Below are 13,761 nucleotides of genomic sequence, written 5' to 3' on the forward strand. Positions count from 1 at the left end.
AACAGCAGCATGGCCACTCGCAAAAACACCGAAGACGGCGGTCGGGAAACCCCGCCCTGGAAAAATCTCGGTGCCGGCCTGATCACCGGCGCGGCCGACGACGACCCCAGCGGCATCGCCACCTACTCGCAGGTGGGCGCGGCGTTCGGCTACGGCATGCTGTGGTGCGTGTTCCTGACCATGCCGCTGATGATCGCGATCCAGGCGATCAGCGCCGGCATCGGCCGCGTCACCGGCCAGGGCCTGATGGACGGCATGCGCCTGCACTACCCGCGCAAGCTGGTTTATGGGCTGTTGACGCTGATCTTCGTCGCCAACGTGATCAACCTGGCGGCCGACATCGGCGCCATGGGCGCATCGCTGAAACTGCTGATCGGCGGCCCGGCCCTGCTCTACGCCGCACTCTTCGCCGTGCTGTCGCTGCTGCTGCAGGTGTTCATTCCGTTCACCCGCTACGCGCCGATCCTCAAGCTGCTCACCCTGAGCCTGTTCGCCTACGTGGCCACCGTGCTGGTGATCGACGTGCCCTGGCGCGCCGTGCTGAGGAGCATCGTGCTGCCGCCGATCCGCTGGGACGCCGCCTACGCCGTGGGCCTGGTCGCCCTGCTCGGCACCACCATCAGCCCCTATCTGTTTTGCTGGCAGGCCTCCGAGGAAGTGGAAGAGATCGAGACGAGCAAACGGCGCAAGCCACTGCAGGACGCTCCGCAACAGGCGCCAAGCGCCCTGCGCCGGATCGGCATCGACACCACGGTGGGGATGATCTTCTCCAACCTGATCGCGTTCTTCATCATCCTCACCGCCGCCGTGGTGCTGCATGCGCACGGCAAGACCGACATCCAGTCCTCGGCCCAGGCCGCCGAAGCGCTGCGGCCGCTGGCCGGCGAGCTGGCGTTCGCGCTGTTCGCCGCCGGCATCATCGGCACCGGCCTGCTCGCCGTGCCGGTGCTGGCCGGCGCCACCGCCTACGCCGCCGCCGGCGCGTTCGGCCAACGCAGCGGGCTCGAACACAAGCCGCACGAGGCCAGGTTCTTCTACGGCATGCTGATCGGCTCAGCCCTGCTCGGCATCGCGCTCAACCTCACCCCGCTCGACCCGATCAAGGCGCTGTACTGGAGCGCGGTGGTCAACGGCGTCGCCGCCGTGCCGCTGATGATCGCGATGATGCTGATGGGCTCCAGCAGCAAGGTCATGGGCGAATTCACCATGCCGTGGCCGCTGAAACTGTTCGGCTGGCTGGCTACCGCCGCGATGGGGGCGGCGGTGGTGGGGATGTTCGTGACGTGGGGGAAGTGAGGCCTGGCCGGGCGTGCCATACGGGCAGAATCGCCTGGCACCCGGTCGCGGCCTACCAAGGGTGATTCGCAGCAACTCGACTGACGCGGATTCGCTCGGATTTGCTCTTTCGCGTAGGGCTGAATGCGATAGATTGGCAAAGGTGATTTGACGTGGATCGCCCCTGACGGGGACATTCAGGCCTAGCCTTCCCTGCGTATTGCCTCACGAACCGCAATGCGGAGCAGCCATGTTGATCAGAGGTGTAGGCCGGATCCTGGGTGGCATTTTTTATCAGCGCTGTTTCTATCTGTTCCTGATGCTGATGTCCTTCGTCGCCGTGGTGTCGTTCATCGACCCGACACCCCTGGGCCGTATCGCGATCGCTGGTGCCAATGCGTTCCTGGTGGTGGCGACGGTCGCCTCGGTCGGTCGCACGACACTTTCGTTTCTGCTGGCGCTGGTCCTCGCCGCCCCGGCACTGGTCTATCAATGGATCGCCCTGCGATCCGGCGATCCGCACGCACTCGTCATGTCGAGGTGGTTCGCCGTCGCGCTGTACGCCGCCGCCATCGGCTACCTGATGCGCTATGTGTTCCAGCGCGAGGTGATGACCGCCGACAAGCTGTTCGGCGCGGCCTCGATGTACCTGCTGATCGGCGTCTTCTGGGCGTTCCTGTATGCGCTGATCGACAACTACCATCCGGGCTCGTTCACGCTGGGCGGCCAGCCGACGAATCCCGGGTTTTTCGATTTCGTCTATTTCAGCTTCACGGTACTCACCAGCACCGGATTCGGCGACCTGGCCCCGCTCGGCAGGCAGGCGCGCGGCATCTGCACGGTAGAGCAGATCACCGGATCGCTGTTCGTCGCGATCCTGATCGCGCGGCTTGCCGGCGTTTATCCGCCGGGGGTCGACAAGGCGGAGTGATGGGGCTGGCAGGGAATGGAGTGGGAAAGCAACTTGAAACGGAAGACAGGCTGAAAAGTGAATCTGAGGTAGCCCTCCTCGCAACAATCCGCAGCCGACTAGGCTGCCCCACCCTCGAGAGACCAGCGCACGGCATCAGCCGCGTGAATCGCCGTCGTGTCGAACAGCGGAACGTGGGTGTCCGCCGGCTGAATCAGGAGGGAGATCTCGGTACACCCGAGGATGATGGCCTGTGCCCCGTTGCCGACCAGGCGGTCGATGATGTCCAAGTACGCCTTGCGCGATTCTTCACGCACGATGCCCAGGCAAAGTTCGTCGTAGATCACCCTGTGCACCACGGCGCGATCCTCTTCGCCGGGGACAAGGACCTTGAGCCCGTGGCTCTTCTCCAGGCGCTCCCGATAGAAGTCCTGCTCCATGGTGAAGCGGGTCCCCAGCAAGCCGACGCTGGTCAACCCGGCGGCATTGATCGCTGCGGCCGTGGGATCGGCGATATGCAACAAGGGAATGGAGACGGCCGACTGCACTTGTGCAGCCACCTTGTGCATGGTGTTGGTGCAGATCACCAGGCCTTCCGCTCCCGCCCGTTCCAGTGCAGATGCGGCTTGCGCCAGGACCGCACCGGCCTTTTCCCACTCGCCGGCGTGCTGCAATTGCTCGATCTCGTGGAAGTCCACACTGAAGAGGACCAGCTTGGCAGAGTGCAACCCGCCCAGCTGCTGTTTGACTGCCTCGTTGATCAGCCGGTAGTAAGAGACGGTGGACTCCCAACTCATGCCACCAATCAATCCCAGTGTTCTCACTTGCACAGCCTCCTCGATGACCTGTCGCGCTCGACTCCTGCAATGGGAGGTAGACATCCAACGATCGAACTCGCTTCGGCATCCGTTCGCGCGAGCGGGACTACTGCCTTGAACCACTCGGCCATCTCTCCGGGAACATAGCATGGCAGCCTTGCGATCCGGCGGCCGGCAGGCGCCGGTCATGTCGCGCTGGTTTGACGCTGCACTGCATGTCACCGCGAGCGGCTATCTGATGCGCTACGTGTTCCAGTGCGGGGCGACGACCGCCGACAAGCCGTTCGGCGCCGGCTCCATGTATAGCGTCAGAGAGTTGGCCACAACGCCTCAATGATCTTTGCGCTCTCAATCACGGCCTTTGTAGTCGCTGCTCTACGCTTCTTCACAGAGTAAATTTCTCCCGTGAACAGGTCCACGTACTCGATATGGTCGATAGGCATCTTGATGCCATTCGTTTCCAGAACCCAGTGCGAAATTTCAGATGTGAGCTTCGCCACTTCGGGATCAAGCTTGGCATTCCTAAAATTCAGAAAGAGCAGTCTGTTTTCGTCATCTTCGGTGACGTTGAGGTCAGGCGAGAGCCGGAACTCGACCGTCCCCAGCGATGACTTCCAGTGGGGAACCTTTTGAAGCGACAGCGCCCTGTCAAATAGGGGTGACTTTTGGAAGGACGTGATAACACGCCCATTATTCAGTCTGCGTGTCTCCTGCCCAAGGCCTTCAATCTTGCTAAGCGCCGCTGATATTTGTGACGAATTGCGGCCCGAACGGTAGAAGTTTCGGATTCCCGTCAGCGCTTGTTGATAGTAGGGAGTACGGAAAACCTGGGGTTCCTGTTTGGGATATTTCTGATCAGCAAGGATTCTGGCCTGCGCATAGGCCGGTTGGCGAAGCATCTCCGCCATCGCGCGAACTGTAAGGCTCGGCATAGTCTTCCCCTGAGTTGGAAACGACATCCTCCCCGAGGCTGAAGTGTTATCACACAAACAATATAAAATACAAGAAGTTATCATTTGCCCGCTTCCAACGCGCCAGCTATGGTCCGCGCGAGTGTCGGGAATGGGCCGCCGCATCGCGCAGAGGACCAGTCCATGCCGCCGATCAACTTCAACACGATCCCGTCCGGGGTCAAGCTCTCCTCCGGGAACATTCAGCGCATCAGCGAACGCACGACCGAAGCCGCCGCAGCCTATGCGCGGAAGCTGGAAAAACTACAAGCGACGTTCGCCGAAGCGCGCGAGTGTTTTAGCCGTCGAAAATTGTCCGTGGCACCTTTTCACTGTTCGTCGCGATCCTGATCGCGCGGCTTGCCGGTGTTTACCCGCCGGGGGTCGACAAGGCAGAGTGATGGGCTGGCGGAGCATGGAGTGGGGAAGCAACTCGAAACGGAGGACAGGCTGGAAAATGAATCTGAGCTGGCCCCGTTTTTCAAGCAACAGAAGCCCCACCAAAGCGAGGCTTCTGTTTGGCCAGACCTCGCCACCCTAACTACTCTGCCTCATTTGCCGCCACCTGCGGCGCACTAGGGCGAAGACGCTTCTCTGCAATGGTATTTACGGCCTTGATGGCGAGATCGTGAACCTGGGAAGCAAACCCCGGCACTACCTTAATCGCCTGCTGAACGACGTTCGATGACGCAAGCTCATGCCAAGGGCTGCCATGGCTGTCAGTTTCCACCAGCCTTATGGGAAGTTCGTCGAGCCTAGTCAAGGCTGATGCCAGCAAACGCGCCTCCAGATCTTTATCGACCCTCGCGGCTTCGCGTCGAAATCCCTCATACGCCCGTGAGATTGAGGCCTTGAACGCGTAGTCCTCTGCAAGCCTAAAGCGTTGGCCAATTTGTTTCGTAGCCAGCCATGAGAACCAAATTGGCGCACCGACGGAAAGCAAAGACAGGAGCATGTTTAGCACCACAACTGACGTTGATGCATTAGGAATTTTCAGGAGCTCCGAGAGGCGATGCAATTGGCCCGCTCCAAAAAAACTGCCCGCCGCCAGGGCTCCGATCAAACCGACGACCCAAATCCACATGGATTTGGCAAGCGAGACGGAACGTTCATTAAAGGCAGCAGCAAGACCCACGCTGGTTGCAGCCGAATACGCCGTTTCGCAGCGACGCAATACGTCCAGCGCGTCATCGGAACTCTTCTTCAGCTTCTCGTCGATTTCGTCGGCGTTCTCCCTAATTCCAGCGACACGCGCTTGGTCCTTTGTAGCGTCCCTAGCGAGGTCGGCGATCGTCTGTCTGGCTTCAGCTAGCGCCTCAAGGTCTGTGGGAAGTTGGTCTGCGGCGTTATATGCCTGCTCAATACGTTCAACCATCAACTCAACACTTTCAGCTTTAGGCGTCAGCCCCTTGAGTCTAGCCTCCATGCTTCTAACTTGCGTCGTTAGTTTCCTTAAGGAGGCCATAGCCTCAGCACGATCATCGATCGCCAGCGCTGAGCTGAGAGCCTTCCGTAGACCACTCAGAGTTAGCAGATATGCTGGGACCGCATGATTCGCGTTCCCCCATAGCTGCGGGATGGTCTGCTGGGCGAGGTGTTGCAACCGTCGATTGTAATCGGCGATCCGCGCTTCCCACTCGCCCAGGTCATCGACACCACTCTCTTTGATGAGGGCGATGATCGACTCTGCTTCCTCTATCAACTCCGGCTTAGTTACACCAGGAAAGCTCCAATTGTTGTGTGCATTTCCAAGTGGCTCATCGTTAGGCACGCACGCCTTAACTTGTGCCACTACCTGCTGCAAGCTGCGCTGAATCGTATCGAGTGTCTCGTTCATCCTTCCCCCTGTTCTCCTTCCGGCAAACAAAAAAGCCTCTCCACGAGGCTTCCAAAAACAGCGTCAGGTTCACTTAACCCATCGAACGGTGGCGGAGAGAGTGGGATTCGAACCCACGGAAGGTTTGACCCTTCGCCGGTTTTCAAGACCGGTGCCTTAAACCACTCGGCCATCTCTCCGAGGAACCTTGCATGGCAGCCTTGCGCTGCCGACGACGCGGCGAGTCTATCAGGAACCATGCGGCGGACGGCCGTTGCCGCCCTTCTTCGACAACGCCACCAGGCACCCCACCAGGATCGCCACCGGGATCAGCGCGCCGAGCAGCGGGAACAGCAGCACCGGTTCGCGCATCACCATCGGCACCAGTTGGGTGGCGCTGGCGAAGGCGATGATCCATAGGCGCCAACGGCGGTTGTGGCGGGCGAACCAGAAGCTGCCAATGACCAGCAACAGCGCGATGATCGACAGCACCAGGTCGATCTTCGGCATCTGCCACACGCCGTCGAAGCCGAGGCGGGTGCCGATCACCGAGGCCAGCACCACGAGCAGGAAGTAGCTGGTGTAGAACTCGACCTTGTCCCACCTGCCACCGGGCACAGCCAGGGTGTTCATGCGATGCGGTCCAGGCCGGCCATATACGGGCGCAGCGCTTCGGGGATGTTGATCGAGCCGTCCGCGTTCTGGTTGTTTTCCATCACCGCGATCAGGGTGCGGCCGATGGCGAGGCCGGAACCGTTGAGCGTGTGCACCAGTTCGGGCTTGCCGCTGTCGGCGTTGCGCACGCGGGCCTGCAGGCGGCGCGCCTGGAAGTCCTCGCAGTTGGAGCAGCTGGAGATTTCGCGGTAGGCCTGCTGGCTGGGCAGCCACACCTCGAGGTCGTAGGTCTTGACGGCGGTGAAGCCCATGTCGCCGCTGCACAACAGCATCTTGCGGTACGGCAGGCCGAGTTTCTGCAGCACCTTCTCGGCGTGGCCGACCATCTCCTCCAGTTGCGCATGCGACTGGTCGGCACGGGTGATCTGCACCATCTCGACCTTCTCGAACTGGTGCTGGCGGATCATGCCGCGGGTGTCGCGGCCGTAGCTGCCGGCCTCGGCGCGGAAGCACAGCGTGTGCGCGGTCATGCGCAGCGGCAGCGCGTCGGCGTCCTGGATGGTGTCGCGCACCAGGTTGGTGAGCGAGACTTCGGCGGTGGGGATCAGGTAGCGCTTTGTTTCGCCGACTTCGGTGGCGAACAGGTCTTCCTCGAACTTCGGCAGCTGGCCGGTCCCCCGCATGCTGTCCGCGTTGACGAGCACCGGCACGTTGCACTCGAGGTAGCCGTGCTCGGCGGTGTGCAGGTCGAGCATGAACTGGCCCAGCGCGCGGTGCAGGTGGGCGAGCTGGCCGCGCAACACGGTGAAGCGCGCGCCGGACAGCTTGGCGCCGGCGTCGCCGTCGAGCCAGCCGTGGCGCTCGCCGAGTTCGACGTGGTCCTTCACCTCGAAGGCGAATTCGCGCGGCGCGCCCCAGCGGCTGACTTCGACGTTGTCGTGTTCGTCCCTGCCGACCGGCACCGACGCATGCGGGATGTTGGGAATGCCCAGCGCGATGTCGGCGAGCTTCGCCTGCACCTCGGCGAGTGCCTGTTCATTGGCCTTGAGCCGGTCGCCGATGCCGGCGACCTCGGCCATCAGCGTCGCCACGTCCTCGCCTTTTGCCTTCGCCTGGCCGATCGCCTTGGAGCGGGTGTTGCGCAGGTTCTGCAGTTCCTGCGTCTCCATCGCCAGCTGCTTGCGGCTGTTCTCCAGCGACTCGACGGCGGCCACGTCGAGCGTGTAGCCGCGGGTTTCGGCGAGGCGTGCGGCGGTTTCGGCGAGGCGCGAACGCAGCAGGGCGGGATCCAGCATGAGCGAAGTCCGGGTGAAGGCTTGAATCGCGAATTATCGCTGCCGGGCGGCGGTGGCCGCAATGCGGGCCGGGCGCGCTCCCCTGCGGGTCGCAGGGGAGCGCGCGGGCGTTCAGCTGGCCAGCCTGCGTTCGCTGCGGCCCAGCCACCATGCCATCGCAGCGCCGGCAAGCAGCCAGCCGACCAGCTGCTCGACCAGCGCGGCCAGGGTGAAATCGAGCGGGAAGCGGTACCAGTTCCAGTACGGCAGCATCGTGCTCAGCCAGGCGAAGACGGCCGCGGCGGCGGCCACGAGAATGCGCCGCCGGAAGCCCAGGCCGGCAAGGCCGATGACGAAGGCCAGTGCCAGCGCGGCAAGCGTGTCGGACGCCCATTGGCGCCTGATCTGTGGCCCCATCTGCATCATGTCCTCGCCTTGCGGCAGATAGACCACCCAGGCGTACGGCGAGGTCGCGGCCTTGGCCGAGTAAGCCTTGATCACCGCCGCGTCGCCCATCTGCTTCGGATCCAGCGACGGCAGGATGTAGACGCCCGGCTGGTCGCCGAGTCCTTCATGCAGGCTGCTCAACACGACGTTTTCGTTGGCCGGCAGATGGATGCCGACATTGCCCAGCCCCAGCGCCATGTGCGCCAGCACGCCCCACACGAAGACCACGATGCCACCGATCAGACCTGCCACGAGTACGCGCATGGTTCACCCTCCCCGATTGGTGGGGCGAATCTAGGCCGTGGGCCGCGATGGCGGCAAGGGGGCGTGCAACACCGCCGCATGAAGGAAGCGCATCGCCCGCGCTGGCATTTACGCCTTGCGGGCCTTGGCGCGGGCGGCGCGCAGGACGACCAGTTTCTCGCGCAGCTGCAGCTCCAGGCCGCGCTCGACCGGCTCGTAGAAGATGCTGCCGGCGAGCGCATCGGGCAGGCACTGCTGGTCGAGTGCGATGCCGCCTTCGGCGTCGTGGTCGTACTGGTAGCCCTTGCCGTAGCCGAGGCCTTTCATCAGCTTGGTGGGCGCATTGCGCAGGTGCATCGGCACTTCCAGCGTGCCGCCTTCGCGCACCGCGTCGCGGGCCTTGTTGTAGGCCATGTAGGCAGCGTTGCTCTTGGGCGAGATGGCCAGCCAGATCGCCAGCTGGGCCAGGCCGAGTTCGCCCTCGGGGCTGCCCAGGCGCTCGTAGGTATCCCACGCATCCAGCGCCATGCGCCAGGCGCGCGGCTCGGCCAGGCCGACGTCTTCCACCGCCATGCGAGTCATGCGGCGGGCCAGGTACAGCGGGTCGACGCCGCCGTCGAGCATGCGGCACAGCCAGTACACCGCGGCGTCGGGATCGGACGAGCGCACCGACTTGTGCAGCGCCGAGATCTGGTCGTAGAACTGCTCGCCCTGCTTGTCGAAGCGGCGGGTGCGGTCGGCCAGCACCTGGGCCAGGGTGGCTTCGTCGATGGTGCGGTTGTCGGCCAGCTCGGCGGCGATTTCCAGCAAGGTCAGCGCGCGGCGCACGTCGCCGTCGGCGGCCTGGGCGATCGAGTCCAGCGACTCGTCGGAAACCTGCAGCTGCAACTCGCCGAGGCCGCGCTCACTGTCGGCCAACGCGCGCTTCAGCGCGGCGATGATGTCGTCGGTCGAGACCGGCTCCAGCACGTGCACGCGGCAGCGCGAGAGCAGCGCGGAGTTCAGCTCGAACGAGGGGTTCTCGGTGGTGGCACCGATGAAGATGATCACGCCGCGTTCGATGTGCGGCAGGAACGCGTCCTGCTGGGTCTTGTTGAAGCGGTGCACCTCGTCCACGAACAGCACGGTGCGCCGGCCCTGGGCGAAGTTCACCTCGGCTTCGGCCAGCGCCTTGCGCACGTCCGGCAGACCGGACAGCACGGCGGAGATCGCGCGGAAATCCGCGTCGGCGTAACGCGCCACCAGCAGCGCCAGGGTGGTCTTGCCGCAACCGGGCGGGCCCCACAGCACCATCGAGTGGATCTTGCCGGCCTCCAGCGCGCGGCGCAGCGCCTTGTCCGGGCCGACCAGGCGCTGCTGGCCGACGATCTCGTCGAGGCTGCGCGGACGCATGCGTTCGGCCAGCGGCTTGAGCGCGTCGGGCTCGGCGAACAGGCCGGCGCCGGGTGTGGGGACGGGACGGGGCATGCCCGCATGATACGTCATGCCGCCGCTGCCCCATGGGGTGGCCGGGCGGCTATCCGGGCCAGGCTGGCATATGCGGTGCCGGCGACGACGGCCGCGACCCGCGCGACGGTCACACCTCGTCGGGTCGGATTCCCGCCGTTATCGTGTACTGGCGGTAGATGCCGTAGCCCACGCCGCACAGTCCGGTGAGCGTGGCCGGGATCAGCAGAGTGTGCTCGCCGAACACGCGGAACAGCACCGCGCCCACCCCGCTGCCGAAGGTGAAGCTGCCGACCACCAGCAGGCAGACGCGGATGCGCAAGGTATCCACCTCCAGCCCGCGCAGGCGCTGGCCGATGTAGATGCCCAGGTCGGTGAACATGCCCGAGACATGGGTGGTGCGGAACACCATGCCGCTGTAGGTGCTGGCCATGCCGTTCTGCAGCCCGGCCGCCATCGCGGCCAGGTCCAGGCCATACGAGCTGCCGGCGTCCAGCAGCGGCACCGCGGCGAACAGCAGCAGCGACTCCAGCGCCAGCGCCACGCCATAACGGCGGCCGAGCTTCAGCGTGTGCTGCTGCACGATCAGGCCGCTGAGCAGCGCGCCGACCACGAAGGCACTGATCGAGAGCAGCCAGTGCCACGCCTCGCCGCCATCGCCGGTGCCCACCGCGATGCCGAGCAGGCTGGTGGAGCCGGTGAGGTTGGTGATCGACTGGTGGCGGAAACCCATGTAGCCGGCGGCGTTGACCATGCCGGCGATGAAGGCGAGTATGCCGCCGCCGATCCACGCCCAGCGCGGCAACTTGCGCAGCACGGTCATGGCGGCATCAGTCCTTCAGCGGTTGCACGTCGATCACCGGCGCGTCGCCGATCACATCGGCGCCCTTCGGCGGCACGAAATTGAAGGTGGCCGGCGGGATCGGCGCGTTGCGCCGCCAGCCGGAGAAGCGGATCTCGGTGGTGGAGCCGAGCTGGTCGCGGAAGGTCATGCGGGCCAGGCCGTTCGCGTCGAAGCCAAGGTCGGCGTGGTCGAACTGCGGGTCCTTGCCGGTGGAGCTGAGCCGCAGCCAGACCAGGCCGTCGTGCTCGCCCTGCTCGACCACCTTGAAATCCTTGTCCATCTGCTTGAGGTCGGTCAGCACGGTGAGCGGGCTGTGCGCCTCCTCGCTCGACTGGATGCGCACGGTGACCTGCTCCAGTTCCGGGTCGTACATCCACACCCGGCTGCCGTCGGCCACGATGGTCTGCTTGTACGGCGCCAGCGTGTCCCAGCGGAACTGGCGCGGCGCCTGCAGCGCCAGCGTGCCGGAGCTGTTCTTGCTGGTGTGGCCGTTGATGTCGGTCAGGGTCTGGCTGAAGTGGCCGGTCAGCGAATGCAGGCCGGTGGCGAAGGCGTCCAGCCGCGCGCGCGCCGGACCGGTGGCGGCCCGCGCCACGGTACTCAGCGAGAGTGCCAACACGATGGCGGACAGGACGAGCATGAAGCGTTTCATCGGATTCCCCGAAACGTGACGATGGCGGTGAATTGTGGAGCGTATCGGCTTAACGGATCTGTAGGGCGGGCACCGCCCGCCGCTTTTACCCCGCCGGAGAGAGCAGAAGCCGGCGGGCACCGCCCGCCCTGCCAAAGGCTCAATTCTTCGGCGGTGGCGGCGCCAGCACCTCGCGGTTGCCATTGTGCTGGGGCGCGCTGACCACGCCGTCCTGCTCCATCTGCTCGATCAGCCGTGCGGCGCGGTTGTAACCGATGCGCAGGTGCCTTTGCACGCCCGAGATCGAGGCGCGGCGGGTCTGGGTGACGATGGCCACGGCCTTGTCGTAGAGCTGCGTTTCGGCGTCGCCGCCCTCCTCGCCCTCCTGCGGCAAGCCGGCGTCGTTGATGAACTTGCCGTCGCCGGTGGCCTGCACTTCCTCCAGCACGCCCTCGATGTACTGCGGTGCGCCCTGCGCCTTCAGCCAGGCCACCACGTGATGCACCTCGTGGTCGTCGACGAAGGCGCCGTGCACACGTTCCGGCGTGGCGGTGCCGGGCGGCAGGTACAGCATGTCGCCGTGGCCGAGCAGGGTCTCCGCGCCGCTCTGATCGAGAATCGTGCGCGAGTCGATCTTGCTGGAGACCTGGAACGCGATGCGGGTGGGGATGTTCGCCTTGATCAGGCCGGTGATCACGTCCACCGACGGGCGCTGGGTGGCCAGGATCAGGTGCACGCCGGCGGCGCGCGCCTTCTGCGCCAGGCGGGCGATCAGTTCCTCCACCTTCTTGCCGACGATCATCATCATGTCGGCGAATTCGTCGATGAAGACCACGATGTACGGCAGCGGCTCCAGCGGCTCGGCGGCCAAGTTCGGCATCTCCGGATTCGGCCGGAACAGCGGGTCCAGCAGCGGCTGGCCGGCGTTCTCGGCGTCCTTCACCTTCTTGTTGAAGCCGGCCAGGTTGCGCACGCCCACCGCAGCCATCAGCTTGTAGCGGCGCTCCATCTCGGCCACGCACCAGCGCAATGCGTTGGCGGCCTCCTTCATGTCGGTGACCACCGGCGCCAGCAGGTGCGGAATGCCCTCGTACACCGAGAGTTCCAGCATCTTCGGGTCGATCATGATCATCCGCACGTCTTTCGGGCTGGCCTTGTACAGCAGGCTCAGCACCATCGCGTTGACCGCCACCGACTTGCCCGAACCGGTGGTGCCGGCCACCAGCAGGTGCGGCATCTTGCCCAGGTCGACCACCACCGGCTTGCCGCCGATGTCCTTGCCCAGCGCCAGCGCCAGCGGCGACTTGGTCTGGTCGTACTTGTCCGAACGCAGGATCTCCGACAGATACACGATCTGCTTGTGCGTGTTGGGGATCTCCAGGCCGATCACGTTCTTGCCGGGGATCACGTCGACCACGCGCACGCTGACCACGGACAGGCCGCGCGCGATGTCCTTGTCCAGGCTGGACACCTGCGAGCCGCGGATGCCCGGCGCCGGCTCCATCTCGAAGCGGGTGATCACCGGGCCCGGATAGGCGCCGACCACTTTCACGTCGATCTTGAAATCCTTCAGCTTGAACTCGACCTGGCGCGAGAGCACCTCGAGCGTTTCCTCCGAGTAGCCCGGCCCCTGCGGCGGTGCCTCGTCCAGCAGCGACAGCGGCGGCAGTTCGCCCGGCGCAGCCGCGCCGGTGAACAGCGGGATCTGGGTTTCCAGGCGTGCCCGCTCGCTCTTGGCCACCGGCGCCGGCGCGGCCTCGATGCGCACCGGCTCGCGCTTGGCCTGGCGTACCGCGTCGGCCTTCTTGACCACCTCGCGCTCGGTGCGCGCCTGCCGCGCGGCCAGCACCTGCGGCGCCTCGCGCAACTTGCCGCGGATCCAGCCAGCCAGCCGGAGCACGCCCTGGCCGGTCCAGTCCATCAGCTTGAACCAGGACAGCCCGGTGGCCAGGGTCACCGCGACCAGGAACAGCGCCAGCAGCAGCAACGGCGCGCCCTTGTCGCCGAACGCGCCGAGCAGGGCACTGCCCACCCACACGCCGATGATCCCGCCCACGCCCTGCGGCAGCACCGGCTCGTCGTGGAAATTGAGGTACAGCAGCGCCGGCCCGGTGATGAAAAAGAACACAAAGCCGATCAGGCGCAGCGCCGGCTCCCACGGGTGCACCACCCGTTCGTCACCGCGCTGGCGCAGCACCTGCACGCCCAGCAGCAGCAACAGCAACGGGAAGCAGTAGGCGACCAGGCCGAAGATCCAGCGCAGCAGGTCGGCGATGTAGGCGCCCACGGTGCCGCCGAAATTGTGCGCGTGCTCCAGCTGGCCGGCGTTCGTCCAGCTGGGGTCATGCGGGTTGTAGCTGAACAGGCACACCAGCAGATACAGCGCCAGCGGCAGCAGCAGCAGCGCGCCGGCCTCGCGCAGCCGGCGCTTCAGCTCCTCGCTGAGTCCTTCCTTCGGTTGTTGCCTTGCATTCGTGCTGCGCGCCACTCTT

General features: G+C 64.8%; 14 protein-coding genes and 1 tRNA gene. 4 read left to right on the forward strand and 11 right to left on the reverse strand.

Annotated elements, in window-relative coordinates; all coding sequences use genetic code 11:
* Nucleotides 1-9 precede the first annotated feature (9 nt).
* Together DEO45_RS03095 and DEO45_RS03100 are read left to right on the forward strand one after the other, a co-directional pair.
* Nucleotides 10-1,296, forward strand: coding sequence for an NRAMP family divalent metal transporter (locus tag DEO45_RS03095; protein WP_114340850.1), 1,287 nt, complete (start codon nucleotides 10-12; stop codon nucleotides 1,294-1,296).
* 199 nt (nucleotides 1,297-1,495) lie between these two features.
* Nucleotides 1,496-2,206: a potassium channel family protein gene (locus DEO45_RS03100; RefSeq protein WP_223250768.1), complete on the forward strand. Its 711-nt coding sequence runs from the start codon at nucleotides 1,496-1,498 to the stop codon at nucleotides 2,204-2,206.
* A 98-nt stretch (nucleotides 2,207-2,304) separates the two neighbouring features.
* Here the strand turns inward: DEO45_RS03100 and DEO45_RS03105 are convergent, their stop codons facing one another.
* Entirely contained in the window at nucleotides 2,305-3,066 is a 762-nt protein-coding gene (locus DEO45_RS03105; protein ID WP_428992420.1) for an aspartate/glutamate racemase family protein, read from the reverse strand.
* A gap of 85 nt (nucleotides 3,067-3,151) precedes the next feature.
* Here DEO45_RS03105 and DEO45_RS16450 point away from each other — a divergent pair, with 85 nt between their 5' ends.
* On the forward strand, nucleotides 3,152-3,340 hold the full coding sequence (locus DEO45_RS16450) for a hypothetical protein (protein WP_147269675.1): 189 nt from the start codon (nucleotides 3,152-3,154) through the stop codon (nucleotides 3,338-3,340).
* On the opposite strand, the gene DEO45_RS03110 is transcribed toward DEO45_RS16450, so the two are convergent.
* Nucleotides 3,312-3,935, reverse strand: coding sequence for a hypothetical protein (locus tag DEO45_RS03110; RefSeq protein WP_147269676.1), 624 nt, complete (start codon nucleotides 3,933-3,935; stop codon nucleotides 3,312-3,314). The two genes, DEO45_RS16450 and DEO45_RS03110, sit on opposite strands and share 29 nt — an antisense overlap.
* 162 nt (nucleotides 3,936-4,097) lie before the next feature.
* Between DEO45_RS03110 and DEO45_RS16455 the strand changes: the two genes are divergently transcribed.
* Nucleotides 4,098-4,304, forward strand: coding sequence for a hypothetical protein (locus DEO45_RS16455; protein ID WP_147269677.1), 207 nt, complete (start codon nucleotides 4,098-4,100; stop codon nucleotides 4,302-4,304).
* Nucleotides 4,305-4,494: 190 nt separating this feature from the next.
* On the opposite strand, the gene DEO45_RS03115 is transcribed toward DEO45_RS16455, so the two are convergent.
* The 9 genes from DEO45_RS03115 to DEO45_RS03155 form a co-directional block, all read right to left on the reverse strand.
* On the reverse strand, nucleotides 4,495-5,790 hold the full coding sequence (locus DEO45_RS03115; RefSeq protein ID WP_223250769.1) for a hypothetical protein: 1,296 nt from the start codon (nucleotides 5,788-5,790) through the stop codon (nucleotides 4,495-4,497).
* An 89-nt stretch (nucleotides 5,791-5,879) separates the two neighbouring features.
* A tRNA-Ser gene (locus DEO45_RS03120) sits at nucleotides 5,880-5,969 on the reverse strand.
* 49 nt (nucleotides 5,970-6,018) lie between these two features.
* Complete coding sequence (locus DEO45_RS03125) at nucleotides 6,019-6,402, reverse strand: LrgA (protein WP_114340853.1); 384 nt, start codon at nucleotides 6,400-6,402, stop codon at nucleotides 6,019-6,021.
* Entirely contained in the window at nucleotides 6,399-7,679 is a 1,281-nt protein-coding gene (gene serS / locus DEO45_RS03130; RefSeq protein WP_114340854.1) for a serine--tRNA ligase, read from the reverse strand. The genes DEO45_RS03125 and serS overlap by 4 nt, the downstream gene beginning before the upstream one ends.
* 111 nt (nucleotides 7,680-7,790) lie before the next feature.
* Nucleotides 7,791-8,369, reverse strand: a complete 579-nt coding sequence (locus DEO45_RS03135) for a hypothetical protein (protein WP_114340855.1) — start codon at nucleotides 8,367-8,369, stop codon at nucleotides 7,791-7,793.
* A gap of 108 nt (nucleotides 8,370-8,477) precedes the next feature.
* Nucleotides 8,478-9,815 (reverse strand): replication-associated recombination protein A, encoded by a 1,338-nt coding sequence (locus DEO45_RS03140; RefSeq protein ID WP_114340856.1) that lies wholly within the window; start codon nucleotides 9,813-9,815, stop codon nucleotides 8,478-8,480.
* 109 nt (nucleotides 9,816-9,924) lie between these two features.
* Nucleotides 9,925-10,617 carry a YoaK family protein gene (locus DEO45_RS03145; RefSeq protein ID WP_114340857.1) on the reverse strand — a complete coding sequence of 231 codons (693 nt, stop codon included), beginning with the start codon at nucleotides 10,615-10,617 and terminating at the stop codon, nucleotides 9,925-9,927.
* Between the two features lie 7 nt (nucleotides 10,618-10,624).
* Nucleotides 10,625-11,290, reverse strand: coding sequence for an outer membrane lipoprotein chaperone LolA (gene lolA / locus DEO45_RS03150; RefSeq protein WP_114340858.1), 666 nt, complete (start codon nucleotides 11,288-11,290; stop codon nucleotides 10,625-10,627).
* Between the two features lie 139 nt (nucleotides 11,291-11,429).
* Complete coding sequence (locus DEO45_RS03155) at nucleotides 11,430-13,757, reverse strand: DNA translocase FtsK (RefSeq protein WP_114340859.1); 2,328 nt, start codon at nucleotides 13,755-13,757, stop codon at nucleotides 11,430-11,432.
* Nucleotides 13,758-13,761: the final 4 nt, after the last annotated feature.

The sequence above is a fragment of the Rhodanobacter denitrificans genome (assembly GCF_003335105.1).
Lineage (GTDB): Bacteria > Pseudomonadota > Gammaproteobacteria > Xanthomonadales > Rhodanobacteraceae > Rhodanobacter > Rhodanobacter denitrificans_A.

Excerpts from the sequence above, each read along its gene's own strand:
- DEO45_RS03105 (WP_428992420.1), bottom strand. The coding sequence starts at position 3,066 with ATGTCTACCTCCCATTGCAGGAGTCGAGCGCGACAGGTCATCGAGGAG.
- DEO45_RS03095 (WP_114340850.1), top strand. The coding sequence starts at position 10 with ATGGCCACTCGCAAAAACACCGAAGACGGCGGTCGGGAAACCCCGCCC.
- DEO45_RS16450 (WP_147269675.1), top strand. The coding sequence starts at position 3,152 with ATGGCAGCCTTGCGATCCGGCGGCCGGCAGGCGCCGGTCATGTCGCGC.
- DEO45_RS03145 (WP_114340857.1), bottom strand. The coding sequence starts at position 10,617 with ATGACCGTGCTGCGCAAGTTGCCGCGCTGGGCGTGGATCGGCGGCGGC.
- DEO45_RS03115 (WP_223250769.1), bottom strand. The coding sequence starts at position 5,790 with ATGAACGAGACACTCGATACGATTCAGCGCAGCTTGCAGCAGGTAGTG.
- DEO45_RS03135 (WP_114340855.1), bottom strand. The coding sequence starts at position 8,369 with ATGCGCGTACTCGTGGCAGGTCTGATCGGTGGCATCGTGGTCTTCGTG.
- DEO45_RS03110 (WP_147269676.1), bottom strand. The coding sequence starts at position 3,935 with ATGCCGAGCCTTACAGTTCGCGCGATGGCGGAGATGCTTCGCCAACCG.
- DEO45_RS03125 (WP_114340853.1), bottom strand. The coding sequence starts at position 6,402 with ATGAACACCCTGGCTGTGCCCGGTGGCAGGTGGGACAAGGTCGAGTTC.
- serS (WP_114340854.1), bottom strand. The coding sequence starts at position 7,679 with ATGCTGGATCCCGCCCTGCTGCGTTCGCGCCTCGCCGAAACCGCCGCA.
- lolA (WP_114340858.1), bottom strand. The coding sequence starts at position 11,290 with ATGAAACGCTTCATGCTCGTCCTGTCCGCCATCGTGTTGGCACTCTCG.
- DEO45_RS16455 (WP_147269677.1), top strand. The coding sequence starts at position 4,098 with ATGCCGCCGATCAACTTCAACACGATCCCGTCCGGGGTCAAGCTCTCC.
- DEO45_RS03140 (WP_114340856.1), bottom strand. The coding sequence starts at position 9,815 with ATGCCCCGTCCCGTCCCCACACCCGGCGCCGGCCTGTTCGCCGAGCCC.